This is a genomic window from Pedobacter africanus (genome assembly GCF_040548825.1).
In the GTDB taxonomy this organism is placed as follows: Bacteria; Bacteroidota; Bacteroidia; order Sphingobacteriales; family Sphingobacteriaceae; genus Pedobacter; species Pedobacter africanus_A.
This window is the reverse complement of sequence record NZ_JBEPSL010000001.1, coordinates 61,901-79,685: the sequence shown is the minus strand read 5'-3', so window position 1 is coordinate 79,685 and position 17,785 is coordinate 61,901. Positions and strand designations below refer to the sequence as shown.

At 44.0% G+C, this 17,785-nt stretch carries 15 protein-coding genes; 9 read left to right on the top strand and 6 right to left on the bottom strand.

Annotation, left to right across the window (positions count from 1 at the left end; genetic code table 11):
- Positions 1-22: 22 nt before the first annotated feature.
- A complete protein-coding gene (locus ABIE26_RS00330; protein WP_310141337.1) occupies positions 23-1,006 on the bottom strand; it encodes a GlxA family transcriptional regulator in 984 nt (327 codons plus the stop codon).
- A 130-nt stretch (positions 1,007-1,136) separates the two neighbouring features.
- Here ABIE26_RS00330 and ABIE26_RS00325 point away from each other — a divergent pair, with 130 nt between their 5' ends.
- The 4 genes from ABIE26_RS00325 to ABIE26_RS00310 all read left to right on the top strand — a co-directional run bounded on the left by ABIE26_RS00325 (position 1,137) and on the right by ABIE26_RS00310 (position 7,641).
- Positions 1,137-1,568 (top strand): VOC family protein, encoded by a 432-nt coding sequence (locus ABIE26_RS00325; RefSeq protein WP_310141340.1) that lies wholly within the window; start codon positions 1,137-1,139, stop codon positions 1,566-1,568.
- Between the two features lie 200 nt (positions 1,569-1,768).
- Positions 1,769-4,132: an ATP-binding protein gene (locus ABIE26_RS00320; protein WP_310141342.1), complete on the top strand. Its 2,364-nt coding sequence runs from the start codon at positions 1,769-1,771 to the stop codon at positions 4,130-4,132.
- A gap of 72 nt (positions 4,133-4,204) precedes the next feature.
- Positions 4,205-5,152 (top strand): hypothetical protein, encoded by a 948-nt coding sequence (locus tag ABIE26_RS00315; protein WP_310141347.1) that lies wholly within the window; start codon positions 4,205-4,207, stop codon positions 5,150-5,152.
- Positions 5,153-5,232: 80 nt separating this feature from the next.
- A complete protein-coding gene (locus ABIE26_RS00310) occupies positions 5,233-7,641 on the top strand; it encodes an alpha/beta hydrolase family protein (RefSeq protein WP_310141348.1) in 2,409 nt (802 codons plus the stop codon).
- Between the two features lie 20 nt (positions 7,642-7,661).
- Here ABIE26_RS00310 and ABIE26_RS00305 read toward each other — a convergent pair whose 3' ends face one another.
- Positions 7,662-8,882 carry an ABC transporter permease gene (locus ABIE26_RS00305; protein WP_310141351.1) on the bottom strand — a complete coding sequence of 407 codons (1,221 nt, stop codon included), beginning with the start codon at positions 8,880-8,882 and terminating at the stop codon, positions 7,662-7,664.
- A 78-nt stretch (positions 8,883-8,960) separates the two neighbouring features.
- Here ABIE26_RS00305 and ABIE26_RS00300 point away from each other — a divergent pair, with 78 nt between their 5' ends.
- Positions 8,961-10,235 (top strand): exo-beta-N-acetylmuramidase NamZ family protein, encoded by a 1,275-nt coding sequence (locus ABIE26_RS00300; RefSeq protein ID WP_310141354.1) that lies wholly within the window; start codon positions 8,961-8,963, stop codon positions 10,233-10,235.
- A 14-nt stretch (positions 10,236-10,249) separates the two neighbouring features.
- The gene (locus tag ABIE26_RS00295) at positions 10,250-10,462 is read left to right on the top strand and encodes a hypothetical protein (protein ID WP_310141356.1); all 213 of its coding nucleotides are present in this window, start codon (positions 10,250-10,252) and stop codon (positions 10,460-10,462) included.
- 8 nt (positions 10,463-10,470) lie between these two features.
- Here ABIE26_RS00295 and ABIE26_RS00290 read toward each other — a convergent pair whose 3' ends face one another.
- Entirely contained in the window at positions 10,471-11,505 is a 1,035-nt protein-coding gene (locus tag ABIE26_RS00290; protein ID WP_310141358.1) for a DNA topoisomerase IB, read from the bottom strand.
- Positions 11,506-11,565: 60 nt separating this feature from the next.
- Here ABIE26_RS00290 and fmt point away from each other — a divergent pair, with 60 nt between their 5' ends.
- Positions 11,566-12,474 carry a methionyl-tRNA formyltransferase gene (fmt, locus tag ABIE26_RS00285; protein ID WP_310141361.1) on the top strand — a complete coding sequence of 303 codons (909 nt, stop codon included), beginning with the start codon at positions 11,566-11,568 and terminating at the stop codon, positions 12,472-12,474.
- A 4-nt stretch (positions 12,475-12,478) separates the two neighbouring features.
- Here fmt and ABIE26_RS00280 read toward each other — a convergent pair whose 3' ends face one another.
- Both ABIE26_RS00280 and ABIE26_RS00275 read right to left on the bottom strand, forming a co-directional pair.
- Entirely contained in the window at positions 12,479-13,363 is an 885-nt protein-coding gene (locus tag ABIE26_RS00280) for an aminotransferase class IV (RefSeq protein WP_310141365.1), read from the bottom strand.
- Positions 13,333-14,364, bottom strand: coding sequence for an RluA family pseudouridine synthase (locus ABIE26_RS00275; RefSeq protein ID WP_310141366.1), 1,032 nt, complete (start codon positions 14,362-14,364; stop codon positions 13,333-13,335). The genes ABIE26_RS00280 and ABIE26_RS00275 overlap by 31 nt, the downstream gene beginning before the upstream one ends.
- Before the next feature lie 362 nt (positions 14,365-14,726).
- Between ABIE26_RS00275 and ABIE26_RS00270 the strand changes: the two genes are divergently transcribed.
- Positions 14,727-15,605, top strand: a complete 879-nt coding sequence (locus tag ABIE26_RS00270; RefSeq protein ID WP_310141368.1) for a 1-aminocyclopropane-1-carboxylate deaminase/D-cysteine desulfhydrase — start codon at positions 14,727-14,729, stop codon at positions 15,603-15,605.
- Between the two features lie 172 nt (positions 15,606-15,777).
- Positions 15,778-17,256 (top strand): sensor histidine kinase, encoded by a 1,479-nt coding sequence (locus ABIE26_RS00265; protein ID WP_354374804.1) that lies wholly within the window; start codon positions 15,778-15,780, stop codon positions 17,254-17,256.
- On the opposite strand, the gene ABIE26_RS00260 is transcribed toward ABIE26_RS00265, so the two are convergent.
- Positions 17,253-17,708, bottom strand: a complete 456-nt coding sequence (locus ABIE26_RS00260; protein ID WP_310141372.1) for a DUF4822 domain-containing protein — start codon at positions 17,706-17,708, stop codon at positions 17,253-17,255. The genes ABIE26_RS00265 and ABIE26_RS00260 overlap by 4 nt on opposite strands.
- Between the last annotated feature and the right edge of the window lie 77 nt (positions 17,709-17,785).

The window sequence follows — 17,785 nt, the reverse complement described above, 5'->3', positions numbered from 1 at the left end:
ATAAATTACAAGCCGGGTGCTTTTATAAAACCAGGGCTTCTTTGTTGTATTTATTCCTGTATTCTATAGGCGATAAGCCTGTATTTTTCTTAAAGATAGTACGAAAGGCCTTGGTATCAGAATAGCCTACATCACACATTACTTCGGTGATGTTCTTGCGGCTGGTCTCAAAATCTTTCTTTGCGGCTTCGATCTTTACCCTCTGGATGTACTCGGCAACGGTATTGGTGGTTGCCTTTTTAAAGCGGCGCTCAAAGCTCCTTCGGCCTATCGCCAGCATATCCGATAGCTGGTCTACACTGATCTTGTCCTGAAAATTAAGCTCTATAAAGTCCTGGGCTTTTTTAATGGATTCGTCCTGATGGTCGCGCTGCCCCTTAAACATGATAAAAGACGACTGACTGCTCCTGTCTATCTCGATGGCAAAATACTTTGAACAAAGGATCGCCATTTCACGGTCGGTATACTTTTCCACCAGGTAGAGCAAGAGGTTCCAGAAAGAGTTTGCCCCTCCGCTGGAATAGATCCCGTTTTCATCGGTAACCACCTTATCGGACACCATTTCCACTTCGGGGAACATTTTGCTGAAATGATGGGCCGACAGCCAGTGCGTGGCACAACGTTTTCCGTTAACGAGTCCCGTTGCAGCCAGCAGGAATGCACCTACGCATAAGCTGGCCACCTCAGCCCCTGCTTTGTGCTGCACAGCAATCCAGGGCAAGAAGTCATTGTTATCTTCAATTACCTTGTCCATATCACCATTTACGGCAGGAATGATGATGAGGTCTGTTTTATAAACATCGGCAATGACCAGGTCGGGCGACACCCTGAACAGCCTGTCGTATACCTGGGCGTCCTTGCTCAGGCCCACCAGCTGTACAATGAACATGGGCGGCTTACCCATAGAGGCCAGAAAATCGTTTACCCTGTTGAATAAAATAAAAGGGCCTTCTATGCAACTTAAGGCGGTGGAACCTTTTGGAACCAGAACTGATATGTGCTTCATGTTATCAAAATTAGTGTAAAAATATGTCGCAGTCAACCCCTTATATTGGCGGATTGACACCCCCGGCTATTGGCATAGCGACACTACCTTTGTATGGTAACAAACAGAATTTAAAACAAAACTTACAGTTATGATCACGCTTAACCCTTATCTGAACTTTCCGGGAACAACCGAAGAAGCTTTTAATTTTTACAAATCTGTAATTGGTGGGGAAATTACCATGGTAATGCGCTTCAGCGACGTACCTGATGACCAAACGCCGGAACAAGACAAGCACAAAATCTGTCACATGTCGTTGCAGCTTCCAGGCGGAACGGTGCTGATGGCGACTGATACACTGGAATCCCTCGGGCAAAAACTTACTTTAGGCAATAACTTTTACCTGTCGCTTGGCGTAAAAAGCAAAACAGATGCAGACAGGATATTTGCGGCCCTATCTGAAGGCGGCAAAATAGAAATGCCAATGGCAGACATGTTCTGGGGTGATTATTTTGGTATAACGGCCGATAAATACGGTACGCAGTGGATGATCAGCTACAATGCAGGTCAGCAGGCAAAATAAAAAACCTGGCATCCCCTGGCCCTCCCGATTCACTTCATACAACACAAGAAATAAAGGATCGGGATATTTTGTGATCAAAATCACAGTAATTTTATAAAATTATTGAGTCATTAACTCTTTAATTACTATATATTTGCGCGCTAATTAAAATCATTGCCTAAATGCGGCTATTTTTTTAATTGAGGATTTTAATCATTCCTATGAGGGCCAGGGGGTATTTTTACAGCACATTGCTCTTGCTTTGCTGCTTGACAACTTATAGTTTCGCTACCAGAAATGCAGCAATTCCTGTTGCAAAAGGGGGCGTTATTGACCTGCGCGGACAAGTACTGGACGATAAAGTTGCTTTAAACGGGCAGTGGCTTTTTTACTGGAATCAGCTAATCGGACCAGAGGATGTTATTCCCGCCAATGGCGTACTGGTGAATTTTCCTTACCGGTGGACAGATAAAATTGCCGGCAAAAGCTACCCTTCGTTTGGATATGCTACTTATAAGCTTACTATATTTTTACCAAAAAAGAGCACCTCATTGCGCATCAGTATGCCCGAGGTGTATTCGGCCTACAAGTTGTTTATAAACGGGATTGAAGTTGCTTCCAATGGAAATGTGAGCAAATCTGCAAAGGATTTTGCACCTTATTTTGAACAAAAGATCATAGAGATCCCGCATGGCAGGGATACTTTACAACTGCTATTGCAGGTGGCCAATTTTGTACACAGCAAGGGCGGGGTAAAGAAAACTATTGCGATAGGCGACAAGGGGAATATCATTTTAAAACGAAAACAATCGGAGGCAATTGATCTTTTGCTTACAGGCTGTCTGATGATGGGTGGTTTTTTCTTTCTGGGGCTTTACCTGATGGGCAACAGGGATAAGGCCATACTGTTATTTGCATTTTTCTCTATTGTTTACAGTTACAGGATTATCGGTATCGATAATTATGTGCTGCATACAGTACTCCCCAACCTGAACTGGTACCTGGCTATCCGAATAGAATATTTCAGCCTGTTCTGCGGAATAGGATTATTCGCATTATACACACGTTACCTTTATCCCGCTGAAGTTAGTCCGTATGTAATCCATACGATAAGTGCATTGTGTTTTTGCTTTTCATTGCTCACTATTTTTCTTCAGCCCATTTATTTTACGCAGTTGATCAATCCTTTCCTGGTGGTCATGCTTTTTTGCCTGGTGTATGTACCTTATGTTTATATGCTGGCCTATATGCGAAAAAGGCCTGGTGCCATTTACACCTTGATGAGTTCCTTTGCTTTGATGCCTGTTTTTGCCATTTCGCTGTTGCATTACTGGTCCATAATTCCTGCCTACCAGCTGGTTAGTTTCATCTTCTACATTACTTTTTTCTTTCTCCAGTCGCTAATCCTGTCACACCGCGTTTCCTTTGAACAGAAAAAGGCAAGGGCCGAAGCTGAACAGGGGCTGAAAGCAAAAAGCGAGTTTCTGAGTACCATGAGCCATGAAATCAGAACGCCTTTAAATGCAGTGATCGGGATGAGCCATATGCTGCTCAAGAACGATCCCCGGAAAGATCAGAAAGAGCAGCTGGACGTGATGCTTTTTTCGGCTAACAATTTACTTTCCATTGTGAATGACATTCTGGACTACAATAAGATTGAAGCGGGGAAAGTGGCATTTGAGCATATTGAAATGGACATTTGCTCTATTGCCGCTAACATTGTTTCAGGTCTGCAAACCTCGGCCCATGATAAGGGCATTGAGCTGACTCTGGATGTAGACAGGGCATTAAAGCACAAACTCATGGGCGACCCTACCCGGATATCTCAGGTGATCACCAACCTTGTACATAATGCCATAAAATTTACCAACCAGGGATCGGTACAGGTGCGTGTGATGGTTGCTGCGCAAACGGAAAGCACGGTAACTTTAAATATACAGGTTAGAGATACCGGAATAGGAATTTCAAAGGATAAGCAAAAAGTAATTTTTGACAGGTTTACCCAGGCAGACTCTTCTACTTCACGTGGCTTTGGCGGCACCGGCCTGGGCCTGTCCATCTGTAAAAGGATTCTTGAGTTGCAAAATTCCTCATTAAACCTCATTAGTGATGAAGGCCGGGGCTCGACTTTCTATTTTATCCAGACTTTTGACAAAAGCACCAAAATGCTGAAGCGGCAGAACATAGAACAGCTGCCAAAAGAAAATGAGAAACCGCTTACGGATATCCCTATCTTACTTGTGGAAGACAATCTGATGAACGTTCTGGTGGCACAAAGGTACCTGGAACGCTGGGGTGCTACCATTGATGTGGCACTGAACGGACAGGAAGCACTGGAAAAACTGGATGTAAACAAACATAAGCTGGTGCTGATGGACCTGCACATGCCAGTGATGGATGGCTATGAATCATCGAGCAGGATGCGCAAAACCGGGGTTAGCATCCCTATTATTGCCCTTACGGCCAACTTGCCTGATGAGATCGCACAACGTGTAAAAGAAGCAGGGATTGACGATATGGTGATCAAACCTTTTTTACCGGACGAGCTGTACAGGAAGGTATTACACCACATATTCCGGGTGTAATTTTTTTGCGGGATAAAAGAAAACAATGTTAAATTTGGTGTAGAATTATCCTCATCTATTTAACTTATTTCTATGAAAAAGATCACCACCCTGCTCCTGCTGCTTTGCGTAGTTTCTGTGAATACATACGCTCAGTTTGGAAAATTAAAGGACGCCATCAACAGCGGCGCATCTTCGCTGCTCAATAACAAACAGCTGAAATTACTTCAGGCGCAACCGATTACAACAAATTTTGACGACTGTAATAAAAAAGAAACCCTTCCCCCAGGTTTTGGTGCCGATTCGGTAAAAAAACAGCTATGTGCATTAATGGGCAGCTATACTTCGGCCGAGGGCTTTTTGCTGAAACCGGGATTTTATACCGGAACATTTAAAAGCTTTTGTCTCCAGGCAGGAACCTACGGCCCCGACAAAGGTAACGGCTATTTATTTGCGCCACTTGCCGGACCCAAGGAAAAAATAGCCAGAACATTGATTGCAAACTGGGAGCAGCACCCTGAAATTGAGCAGCGTAAAGTTCAGCTGTTGTTGTGGGCCATTGTAGCCAAAACAAACTTCAGCAAGTTATCGCCCGATCTGCAGCTGACGGCTGCAAAACTACTGAATAAGGACGACCTGTCGGCCCTGGGCAATACGCTTGTTGACTACCTGTCTGGCGAGGCTATGGCTAAGTTAACGAGCAACCTTCCGGAGCCTGCTAAAACGGTCATAGAGATAGAGAACAAAATAAGAGGAATGATGTACCAGGCCAATGCTTCCTATGACCAGATCGAAAGTCTGGCCATGCTTGGCGGTGTTGCTCCGGTGAATGCCGACTTCCCGAGCGGGATCTGGGGCCTGCACCCGGATGGTTATTACATTAAATACCTGCCCCATTCTTATTCGCAGACCGAAGTGGTGATCTATGTACCGAAAAAGGCGGGTACCCTGCGTTACCTTCCGGTTGGTGATGTGGCTGTTCCTGCCAGCAGGGGCTGCCAGCGCTTAGGGCAATCCAATTTGCTGATCTGCAACAAATAGTTTCTGTATCAATATTTTGATATAAACCAATCGCATCTGACCCGAACATTGTGTAAGTTTAGCTTTCTAAACTTATTTTGATGAAAAGATTGCTGCTTAGCCTGTACCTGCTTACAGGCACCATTGCCCTTCAGGCACAAGATGCTGTAGATTACCAGTTACCGCCAAAGGAAATGGCCGACCTGCTGCTGGCCAAGCCCACACCCGGAATAAGCCTTGACAGTAAAGCCGAATGGATGCTGCTGAGCGGGCGCAATTCGTACCCATCGGTAGAGGAACTTGCTTTGCCGGAATACCGCATTGCAGGCTTAAGAATCAATCCTGAAAACTACTCGCCGAGCAGACAGGCATTCATCAGCAGTTTTAGTCTGAAAAACATCAAAACCAATAAAACATTTGCTATCAGGGGCTTACCACAGCCACTATATGCTGGCAATGTAAACTGGAGCCCGGATGAGAAAACGGTATCCTTTACACATACAGGTAAGAAGGGGGTTGATCTTTACCTGATCGATATTGCAACACAGAAAGCAAAAAAAATAAATAAGCAACCCCTGAACGTAGTATTGGGTGCGGGTATCATCTGGCTGGACAATAACACTTTATTATACCGGACTGCAATAAAACCAGCCAGTGCTGCACCCGTAAAACCACTGATGCCGAAAGGTCCTACGGTACAGCAGAACCTGGGCAAGGCTGCGCCAAGCCCTACTTTTCAGGACCTGATCAAATCGCCCTACGACGAGCAGCTATTTGAATTTTACGCGACTTCACAGCTTGTTAAAAACAAAAACGGACTGGAAACCCCGGTGGGTAAACCCGCCATTTATGGAAGCCTCAGTTTATCGCCCGATAAGAATTATATGCTGGTGAGGACCATCAGGAAACCTTTTTCCTACCTGGTATCGGCAGGTGGGTTCCCTTCTGTAGTTGCCATTACCGATATGAACGGAAAAGTGCTCAAAGAACTGGCAAAACTGCCTTCAACAGAAGGTACACCCTCTGGCTACGACAATACACAAAACGTACCGCGGAGATTTGACTGGCGCGATGATGAAGCAGCCACAGTAACCTGGGCACAGCCTTTGGACAGCGGACTCATCAAAAAAGATATGGAATTCCATGATGCAGTTTTTGCGCTGAGCGCCCCTTTCAACGGAACAGCAAAGGAGCTGTTCAAAACAAAGATGCGTTACAGCGGAACACAATGGGGGGATGCCAGTCTGGCACTGGTAACGGAGGGTTTGAGAAGCAAACAACGCCAGCGGGTAAGCCGTTTTAACCCGGCAAGCGGAGCACTGGAAACCTTATATGAAGGAAACAGTACCGATGCCTATAACGATCCCGGAAACCCGATAACGACAAAAAACAAGTACGGACGTTATGTGGTGCAAACAATAGACAAAGGCAGCAAGCTGCTCATGAACAACACCACAGGCTCATCGCCCAAAGGCGACCTGCCTTTTCTGGCTAAGTTTGACCTGGCAACCAAAAAGAGCGAGCTCATCTGGCGCTGTAATGAAGGGGTATTCGAATACGTAACTGATGTGATAGATCCGGACAAATTGATATTGCTGACCCGCAGGGAATCACAAAAAGAAGTTCCGAATTATTACATCAAAAACCTGATATTAAGGCTGGCCGACCGAAAGATCACCAATTTCAGTAATCCCTACCCTGCCCTGGATGGCGTGATCAGAGAGAAAATCTCGTACAAGCGCTCCGATGGTATAGACCTTACCGGAAATTTATACCTGCCTAAAGGTTACCGCACAGGCCAGGATAAGGCTTTGCCGCTGCTGATCTGGGCCTATCCCCGCGAGTTCAACTCTGCAGCGGATGCAGCACAGATCAGAGGCTCTAAAGACCGCTTTACGGCCATAAGCTGGGCTTCTCCTATTTATTGGGTAACGCAGGGTTATGCGGTGCTTGACAATGCTGAAATGCCGATTGTGGCAGCTGAAGGAAAAAAGCCAAACGATACCTTTGTTGAACAGCTTAAACTGAATGCAGAGGCCGCCATCAATAAACTTTCGAGTATGGGTGTGGCAGATAAGAACCGGGTTGCCGTTGGCGGCCATAGCTATGGTGCATTTATGACAGCCAACCTGCTGGCACATACCAATCTGTTTAAGGCAGGGATTGCACGCAGCGGGGCCTACAACCGCACACTTACCCCTTTCGGTTTTCAGAATGAGGAACGTACCTATTGGGAAGCACCACAACTCTATTATGAAATGAGCCCTTTTAGCTATGCAGATAAGATCAAAACGCCTTTGCTGCTGATCCATGGCGATTCGGATAACAATCCAGGCACTTTCCCGATCAACAGCGAACGTTTATTTAACGCCATTAAAGGCTTCGGGGGGACTACGCGTTTTGTGTTCCTGCCCTATGAATCGCACAGTTATAGCGGCAAAGAAAACATACTCCACATGTTATGGGAAATGAATGCCTGGCTTGACAAATATGTGAAGAACCCAAAGTGATGAAAAATTCCGGCCTGTGCTTATTTAAATCTGATGGCTTTTAGCGGACTGATGCGGCTGACCAGCATGGATGGCAGGATCAATACCACCAGGCAAATGACCAGGGTAACCAGGTTCAGGATCAGCACATCAGTAAAATGCAATTCTATAGGTACATAGGCCAGGTAATAAGAACTCTGGTCGAGTTTAAAAACGTGCGTATATTTTTGCAGGAGCCCCAGGCCAAGGCCCAGTATATTGCCCAGCAACAGACCAAAGCCAACGAGGTACATGGCATTGTACAGGAATACTTTCATGACACTGGCATCGGTCATACCAAAGGCTTTCATAATACCGATCATATTGGTCCGCTCCAGAATCATGATGAGCAATGCAGTGATCATATTGATGACCCCAACCAGCATCATTAAAACGAGGAGTACTTTAGTGTTGATATCGAGTAAGGACAGCCAGGTAAAGATTGCCGGAAAGTAATCGGCTACGGATTCTGATTTCAGGTTCAGTTCCATATTGTTATAGATATGCGTAGAAACATCTTTCAGTTTAGAAAAATCTTTGATCCTGATTTCTATTCCACCTATTTCATCGGGTGCCCAATTGTTTAGACGCCTGATGATATTTAAGTCGCCTATGACAAAGCCTTTATCGATTTCTTCCACACCAATATCGTAAATACCTACAATTTTAAAGGGACGCTTACGTGGTGGGTTCTGCACAAAATACATAATAAAATCGTCACCCACTTTTAATTTTAGTCTATTGGCAGTGAACTGCGAGATCATGATCTGCCTGGTTGCCCTGGCGCTATCTGTAAAGTCTATCACAGTTCCGCTGACCAGGTGCTTTTTAATGTAATCCCAGTTGAAAGATTTGTCGATCCCCTTAAAATTGATCCCTTCTACTTCGTTATTGGCCGAAATGATGGCCGGCTTGGTTGCATAAGGCTGAAAAAAGTCGATTTCCGGATCGTTCTTTAACTTTTCTAAAGTTTCTTTAGCCGGCACAAAAGGCGAAAGTTCAAAGGAATTGTTCAGGTCGAACTTAAAGACCCTCACATCACCGATATAGCCTCTTACCTTCTCTTGTATTTCCGTCTTAAATCCTTTAATGATGGCAACAGAAAGCATCATTACAGCCAGGCTTAGCATTACGCCTGCGATAGCTATGCGAACAATGAGTTTGGAAAAAGTACGTTCCGATTTTATGGCTATACGCCCTGCTATGAAATATTCTGTATTCAACCTTTTGCAATAAATTGTAACTTAGCAAAAATGCTTATTTGATTTTGATTTAAGGTATATAAATTAAAAAAGGTGAAAATGACAAGATCCCTGATATACACGCTGAACATTGTTTTAATATCTCTATTGCTGCTTGCCTGCGGCCCCTCTACCACGGTTGCCTTTAACCCTGCGGTGCCAAACCCTTATAAAGTGAAGGCAGAAGACATAGACAAGCCTAAGAAGGGGAAATTACAGACAGGTGCGGAACAGACAGAACTGTATGTACCTTATTTAAAAGGGAAGCGCGTGGGAATGGTGGTGAACCAGACCTCTGTGATAAACAAAGAAACTACAATTGACAGCCTGCTGAAACTGGGTGTTAAGATTGTTAAAATATTTGGCCCTGAACATGGCTTCAGGGGGAATGCCAGCAATGGCACCCATGTAGACGACGAGATTGATACCAAAACAGGGATCAAGGTGGTTTCACTATACGGCAAACATTCAACGCCCACCAAAGCTGAGCTGTCTGATATTGATGTGATGGTATTCGACATTCAGGATGTGGGTGTACGTTTTTACACTTATATCAATACCCTGCAGCATGTAATGGAAGCCTGCGCAGCCAATGACAAAGAAGTGCTGATACTGGACAGACCAAATCCGAATGGCTTTTACATTGATGGACCGGTGCTGGACCCACAGTTTAAATCGGGCATTGGTTTAAAACCTATTCCTGCCGTACACGGCTTAACTGTTGGCGAATATGCGCAGATGCTGAATGGTGAGAACTGGCTGGACAACAAGCTAAAATGCAAAATTAAGGTCATTAAAGTGGCCAATTATACGCACGACACCCCTTATGAGCTGCCGGTTAATCCATCGCCAAACCTGAACACCCCGCAATCTATTTTGCTGTATCCAACTACCTGTCTGTTTGAAGGTACCTATCTGAACTATGGCCGCGGTACGCAATTCCCATTTACTATTGTTGGTGCACCTGCTTTAAGAGGTAAATACAGCTTTTCATTTACACCGGTAAGCATTCCGGGCATGTCTGAAAGCCCGCTTTTTATGAACCAGGTGTGCTATGGTCTGGACCTTAGAAGTTACGATACTGAAATTTTCCGGAAAACAAAACAGATTAACCTTGGCTGGATTATTGAATTGTACAAAAACTCTCCGAATAAAGCTGACTTTTTCAATTCCAGTCTGAGTAAACAGATGGGCACGATTGAAAAACTGATTGGTGTAGCCGATTTCAGAAAACAGATCATTGCAGGTAAATCAGAAAAAGAGATCAGGGCCAGCTGGGAGCCTGGACTGAGTAAGTATAAAACAATGCGGAAAAAGTATTTGTTGTATCCATAAAGGACAATATAAATATGAACAGCGAGCGAAAAAAGAAAAATGAGCAGCCCGGTAGCAATTACCTTGAGGAAACACCAAAAGGCAAGGTACCTGCAGGTAATAAAACAGTAAAGAAAGCAGAGGATAAAGACTACAGGCGTGAAGAGGCAAACTTTAAGAACCCGGCAAAAAAAAGAGAAGAAAGCGAACAACCAGTACATCCGGTAAAAAAAGCTCCAAAAGCCTGAACCTTTGATTATTTTTTCTGAGCGGCCTTTAAAAACTGCATCAGTATTTTCTCGTCATCTTCCAATCCATTGGGTTTATCGGTATTGATCTTCCTGAGGTATTTTCCAAGTTCATCATTTTCGAAAGCCTCGAGCAGCAAGGGGTAAACATAGGAACTTTTGCAGACAGCCCTGGTGTTGCCAAGTTTGCCGGCTACACAATCCAAAACCTCTACGATTACTTTTTTCTTTGCTTTTTGTTCAGGAGCATTACTGCATACGGCCAATTGCCGCAGTGCCTCCAGGGTACCACCCCAGGTGCGAAAATCTTTGGCGGTAAAATCATTCCCTGTAATTTCTTTAATGTAATTATTGATCCTTCCGGAATCTATTGGCTTGTGCTCTGATCCATTTACATAGTACTGAAAGAGTTCCTGTCCGGGAATGTCGCGGCATTTTTTGACCATTCTGGCCAGGCTTTTATCGTTCAGACTGATCTCCTGCTTTACTCCTTTTTTGCCGGTAAAGACCAGTTTCATTCCATTGCCATTAATTTTAACGTGCTTGTCTTTAAGTGTGCTTAAACCATAACTTCCGTACAATTGTTTGTAAGATTCGTTACCTATACGGATCAATGTTTTTTGCATCAGCTGTAAACAGATGGCCAGTACTTTTCTTTCGTCAAGTTCTTTACGCCGCAAGTCGCGGGCGATCTGTTTGCGGGCCTGCGGCAATACTTTGCCAAATTCCAGTAAACGGAAGTACTTGCTATCTGAGCGCCTGGAGGTCCAGTCGGGATGATAGCGATATTGTTTTCTCCCGGCGACATCAAAGCCTGTAGCTTGCAAATGGGCACTTCTTTTAGGAGCAATCCAGACATTGGTCCAGGCCGGGGGTAATACCAGGGACTGAATCCTGTCGAGCTGGGCACCATCTTTAACCGGCTTATTGCGGGCATCTACATAATAAAATTTACCGGGTTTTCCTTTTCTGTATATCCCTGGCTGGCTATCTGTTGCAAATGTCAATCCACTTTCTACGATCTCATCTGGGGTGCCTGTCATACATTTCAGTTAAAATATGCGTTAAATTTTTAGTTATTTTGCTAGCTAAACAACAGGAAGATGAGATTAGTTTTTATGGGCACACCCGATTTTGCAGTTGCTGCTTTAGACGCTTTGGTAAAAGCCGGATTTGATATTGCTGCTGTAGTAACTGCGGCAGACAAACCTGCCGGCCGGGGACAAAAGTTACAGGAAAGTGCAGTGAAACAATATGCAGTAGCGCATGAGTTAAAAGTATTGCAACCCCTGAAACTCAAAGATCCTTTGTTCATTGAAGAATTAAGAGCCTTACAGGCCGACCTGCAGGTTGTTGTAGCTTTCCGGATGCTGCCTGAACTGGTATGGAACATGCCCGCCAAAGGAACCATCAACCTGCATGCCTCTTTACTGCCCCAGTACCGGGGCGCGGCACCGATTAACCATGCCATCATTAACGGTGAAAAAGAAAGTGGTGTGACCACCTTTTTGCTGAAACATGAAATAGATACCGGTGATGTGATTTTTTCGGAAAAAGTAAGTATTGCGGATGAGGATACCGCGGGCGACCTGCACGACAAGCTGATGAACACCGGTGCGGAACTACTGGTAAAGACGGTAAAGGCAATTGAACAGGACGATTTTAAAGAATGGCCTCAACCCCAAAGTGATGAGTTAAAGCACGCTCCTAAAATATTTAAGGAGCATTGCCAGATTGACTGGAATCAGCCGGCTAAAGTTATTTACAATATGATCCGCGGCCTGAGCCCATATCCTACTGCTTTTACCAGACTGAACGATAAAACGCTCAAAGTTTTCCGGGCGGAACTTGAAGATAAAGAAACCGGACTTGCCGCGGGTGCCTTCCTGTCGGACGGAAAATCCTATTTAAAGTTTGCCGCAAAAGACGGTTTTATTAAGTTGACCGATTTACAGTACGAGGGCAAAAAGCGGATGAAAGTTGAAGAGTTTTTGAGAGGGATCCGGTTGTAAACTATTAAAGCTGATTCAACTTTACACTCAGGATTTTTGTAATCTCATTAAAATACCGCTTACGGCCATAGCCCATCACCCAGCGAATGCCGCTGATGGCATTGGTAACAAACACTTCCTCGGCAGCTTTTAAGATCTCGGGATTAATCTGTGCTTCTATGACCTCAATACCGTTGAGTTTTGCCATATTCATTACTACATTCCGCATCACTCCTGCCACGCAGCCTTCAGAAAGGGCCGGAGTATAGACCTTCTGGTCGTACACCACAAAAATATTGGAACTGATGCTTTCGCATAAGAAGCCATGCTGATTTAGAATGAAGGCATCATCGAGCCGGTGCTGCTTTTTATATAGTCCAGCCATTACGTATAAAAGAGAGTTGCTTGTTTTATGGTTGGAAAGTTTGTTTACGGGCTTAGTCAGTTCATCATACACATCTATAATGAGCCCTTTTTTATTAAATTCGTAGTGATCGTCGGGGAGTGGAGAAGCCTCGAGCAGATAGCCCGACTTATTACTGTCTGGCGTATACAGGCCTTCGCCTGATCTGTAAATAGACAGGCGGAAACGTACATTTTCCTTTAATTTGTTCTTTTTGCAAAGTTCGGTGGTTTTTTGCTTTAGAAAATACTCATCAAGCAAAGTGCTGCCATCCATTTTCAGGGCTTTCATCCCAGCGTGTAAACGATCTGCATGCTGAGCGGCAAACTGTAACCTGCCGCCACACATACGCATGGTCTCAAAGAGCCCATCGCCATATTTAAAACCGCGGTTCCCGGCGTTAAGGATGGGCTGATTGCTGGTAACAAACTCATCATTATGTAAAATATATTGCTGCATTTTGTTGGTGAGGGGGCTTAGCTCGGTTCTACAATATAATTTCTCCATTTATTTAATGCAGCGTCAAAATCGGCAGGCAGGGGAACTTCAAACTCCATATACTTTCTGGTGGTGGGGTGAATAAAGCCCAACGTCTGGGCATGAAGCGCCTGACGTGGCAGCAATTCAAAGCAATTGTTAACAAATTGTTTGTATTTGTTAAAGGTTGTTCCTTTCAGGATTTTATCTCCGCCGTAATTGGCATCATTAAATAAAGGGTGACCAATGTGCTGCATATGTGCTCTGATTTGATGTGTACGGCCAGTTTCAAGCTGGCAGCTGATTAAAGTTACATAACCTAAACGTTCTAACACGGTATAATGTGTTACAGACCACTTACCTTTTTCTTCATCATCGTATACATCCATCACAATGCGGTTTTTAGCGCTACGTCCTATATAACCCGTTACCGTACCATCCTGTTCAATATCGCCCCATGCCAACGCCACATATTTACGGGTGATGCTATGATCAAAAAACTGTTTGGCTAATCTGGTCATGGTCATTTCGTTTTTGCTGATGATGAGCAAACCCGAGGTATCCTTATCGATGCGGTGCACAAGACCAGGACGACCTTCGTTGCCGGGCAGCTGCGGCAATTGCTCAAAATGGAAAGCCAGGGCATTTACCAGCGTGCCTGTATAGTTGTTGTAGCCCGGATGTACCACCATGCCCGCCGCTTTGTTGACCAGCAGCAGGTCGTTATCTTCATAAACAATATCCAATGGAATATCTTCAGGGTAAACTTCAGTATCGCGGGGTGGATGCGGAAATACAATGGAAATCTCATCGGCCGGTTTTACCTTATAGCTAGGCTTAACGGTTTTCTGATTGACCAGCACATTTCCTGCATCAATTGCATTCTGGATACGGTTGCGTGAAGCATTTTCCAGACGGTGCATCAAAAACTTGTCGATACGCAGCAAAGACTGTCCTTTATCAACAACAATATTAAAGTGTTCGTATAAATCCTGTTCTTCTGATTCCGGCTCTGTATAACTGTTTTCCATTAAGTTTTTGTTATGATTTACGAGGTAATGGAGCTTTCCGCAGCTTTCCAGGCCTGCAGGTTCCAGGCTACAAAACTAATCTTTAACAATTACATATTTAAAAAAGAAATTGGTCTGCTTTTTGTTCAACCTAGCCGCATACCTTAAAATTAATGTGAATGAAGCTGTTACCTGTTGATATATTAAAAAAAAATATTTGAAGATTTGCGGCTTCTGAACAAATGAAAAACGAAAACCAACGCTTATGAAAAACTTTACTCAAAACGTTAAGATTATCCTCAATTTTTTTCCCTACCTGCTTAAAAAGATTTATTTCAAACAATAATCCTGACCAGTAACCAGGGCTCTATATATTTGCAACCATGTTTACAGCTATATACAGTCCCCTACAGCAATTGAATTATTTTTCTGAATACCAGATACTGGTAAAGCGGGATGATTTGATTGATCCTTATATTTCCGGGAATAAGTGGCGTAAACTGAAATATATACTGGCCGCTGCAGAAGTGCAGCAAAGAACCCACTTGGTAACCTTCGGAGGGGCGTACTCTAACCATATTGTAGCTACCGCAGCTGCATGTGCCAGGGCGGGACTGAAAAGCACAGCCTTTGTGCGCGGAGATGCTACGGAGTGCGCAGGCAACGAAATGCTGATGTTGTGCCGTTTGTTTGGTATGGAACTGATATTTACCGACAGGCTAAGCTATAAAAACAAATCTTTGCTCTTTGACACCTACTTTGCAGATGATAAAAATGCCCTTTTTGTAGATGAGGGCGGGGCCGGCACGGAAGCCCTTAAAGGTTGTGCGGAAATTATAGCGGAACTGCCCGCCGATACCGATCATATATTTTGTGCAGCAGGAACCGGAACTACAGCGGCAGGGTTGCTAAATGGAATTTATCGGGCCGGACTGAAAACAAGGCTCCATGTTGTACCGGTTTTAAAAGGCGGGGATTTTATAGCAGATGAAATTGCGAGGTATACCGGCCATACTGATCAGCTGATACTGCATACCACCTATCATTTTGGAGGATATGCGAAAACCCGGCCTGAACTGATCGATTTTATAAAAAAATTCACCCGCAGTGAAGGCATGCTGATTGACCCTGTTTATACCGGAAAAATGTTCTACGCTATAAATGACCTCTTGAAAAACAACTATTTTGATCCTTCAGATAAGATCATAGCGCTGCATACCGGCGGACTGCTTGGCTTACTGGGCATGAAGGAAAAGTTTTAAAATCCCAAAAATAATTCTTAAATTATATAAGATTAGGAGGGTTCAAAAATTAGGGGGATGATTGTATCTTTGGCCCCTCCTGAGCTAAGAGGGATACAAATATTTTATGGACACGTTAAAAAGCGATTTTTATCAATTGATAAAAACAAATGGGCCTGCGCTTGATTTTATTATGGAATCATCATCAATGGGCCTGTGGTACTGCCATATGGAAGACCAGGGGGATATGTGGACAAATTCGTTATTCAGACAAACATTAGGTTATGGTGTCAATGCAATTTTAGATGATCCGCATGTTTTTCTTTTTAAAGATGGCATTAAGGACTTTGCAACACAGTTAAAAAGCCGGCCCGAATCGCATTTGTTTATTCAATACAGGCACCAGAACGGCACGGTAATACAGGCACGAAATACCGGTTTGCTACTAAACGACACAGCGGGAAACCCTGCTTACCTCCTGGTTGCAATTCAGCAGATAGACCTGCCTGTTAACGGCCAGCATGTTGCAAATGGAGCAGTAAGCAAAGACCACCAATTGCTGAATGATAAACTGAAAATAAGTGAAGAGCGCTTTACCCGGGCTTTTGAACATGCTGCTATCGGAATGGCCATAGTAAGTCCTTCCGGTAAATGGCTGCGTGTAAACAACAGCCTGCTGCAGATACTGGGTTATACTTCGGCGGAACTGATGAAGTTGACCTTTCAGGACATCACGTTTCCGGACGACCTGAACAAAGACCTTGAACTGCTCACTTCATTGGTAGACGGAGAGATAGAGCATTACCAGATGGAAAAAAGGTATTTCCATAAAATGGGACATATTGTTACCGTAATCCTTGCGGTGTCACTGGTAAAAAACAATAAGGGTAAGCCCCTGCATTTCATCTCCCAGATCACAGACATCAGTAAAATGAAAGCCGCGGAGACCGAAATCAAAAGCGTACTGGATGTAACGAGTGATCAAAACAGGCGTTTGCTTAATTTTGCGCATATCGTATCACATAACCTCCGTTCGCACTCGGGCAACCTGAGCATGCTGCTTAATTTTATTGAAACCGATACCGACGAAAATTCCCGGCAGGAGCTATTCAGAATGTTCCGTGACGCGGCATCAAATCTTCAGGTAACCATAGGGCACCTGAATGAAGTGGTTGCAGTAACCACTACACTTCATCAGAACCTGATCAGTGTTAACCTTAGCGATGCCATTAATGGTGCCATAGGAAATGTGGAGGCCTTACTAAAAGCAGAAGGCGTGCACTGCATCAATGAGGTCAGACCTGATGTGGTCATTAGTGCAGTACCCGCCTATCTGGATAGTATTTTACTTAATTTTTTAACCAATGCCATCAAATATCATTCGAAGGCGCGTTCACCCTTAATCAATTTATCATCAGCCATGGCCGACAACCTGGTTGAGCTTAGTATCAAAGACAATGGCCTTGGCATCGACTTAAAACTAAACCGGGATAAAATATTTGGCATGTATAAGACCTTTCATGATAATAAAGATGCAAGAGGAATAGGCTTATTCATTACCAAAAACCAGATTGAGGCCATGGGTGGAAAAGTAACGGTTGAAAGTGAGGTAGACAAAGGCACAACTTTTAAAATTTACTTTAAACAGGCACTGGAGTCCTTGTCGTCCTAGTTAGGTATGTGCTCCACATCTACCACAACACCTTGCGGGTTAGTGATCCTATAGGTGAAAAGGCTTTTATTCAGCACCAGGATATCTACTACCCTTGAGAAGGCCGCTCCTGCTGCAGTGGTACCGATCAGCATTCGTTTTTTCCCGTCGGCAGTAAGTGCCCATTGTCCGGAACTCCTCAAAGCCCCGTCAAAGCCCCTGATCTCGAAATTGCCATTTAAATCATATTTGGCCAAGCCTACGTAACCGCCATTTTCTGCTGTAACATCTTTTCCAGTCTGGTCTTTAACCACAGTTGATTTCCAGGTAACCGATGCCAGGATTTCTGAAGGTGAACCTGCAGGTTCAGGGGCTTTATCGTCATCTTTTTTGCAGGAGGAAAGTGCGAAAACCGCAACAGATAAAATGGTCAATAAAGACATCTTTGTGTTTGATAATAACAGATTTTTCATTTTAATAAGTTTTTAATATTTAGTTACAATTTAATGCAACAAAAATATTGGCCGGGTAAATAGGAATATAGGACAAA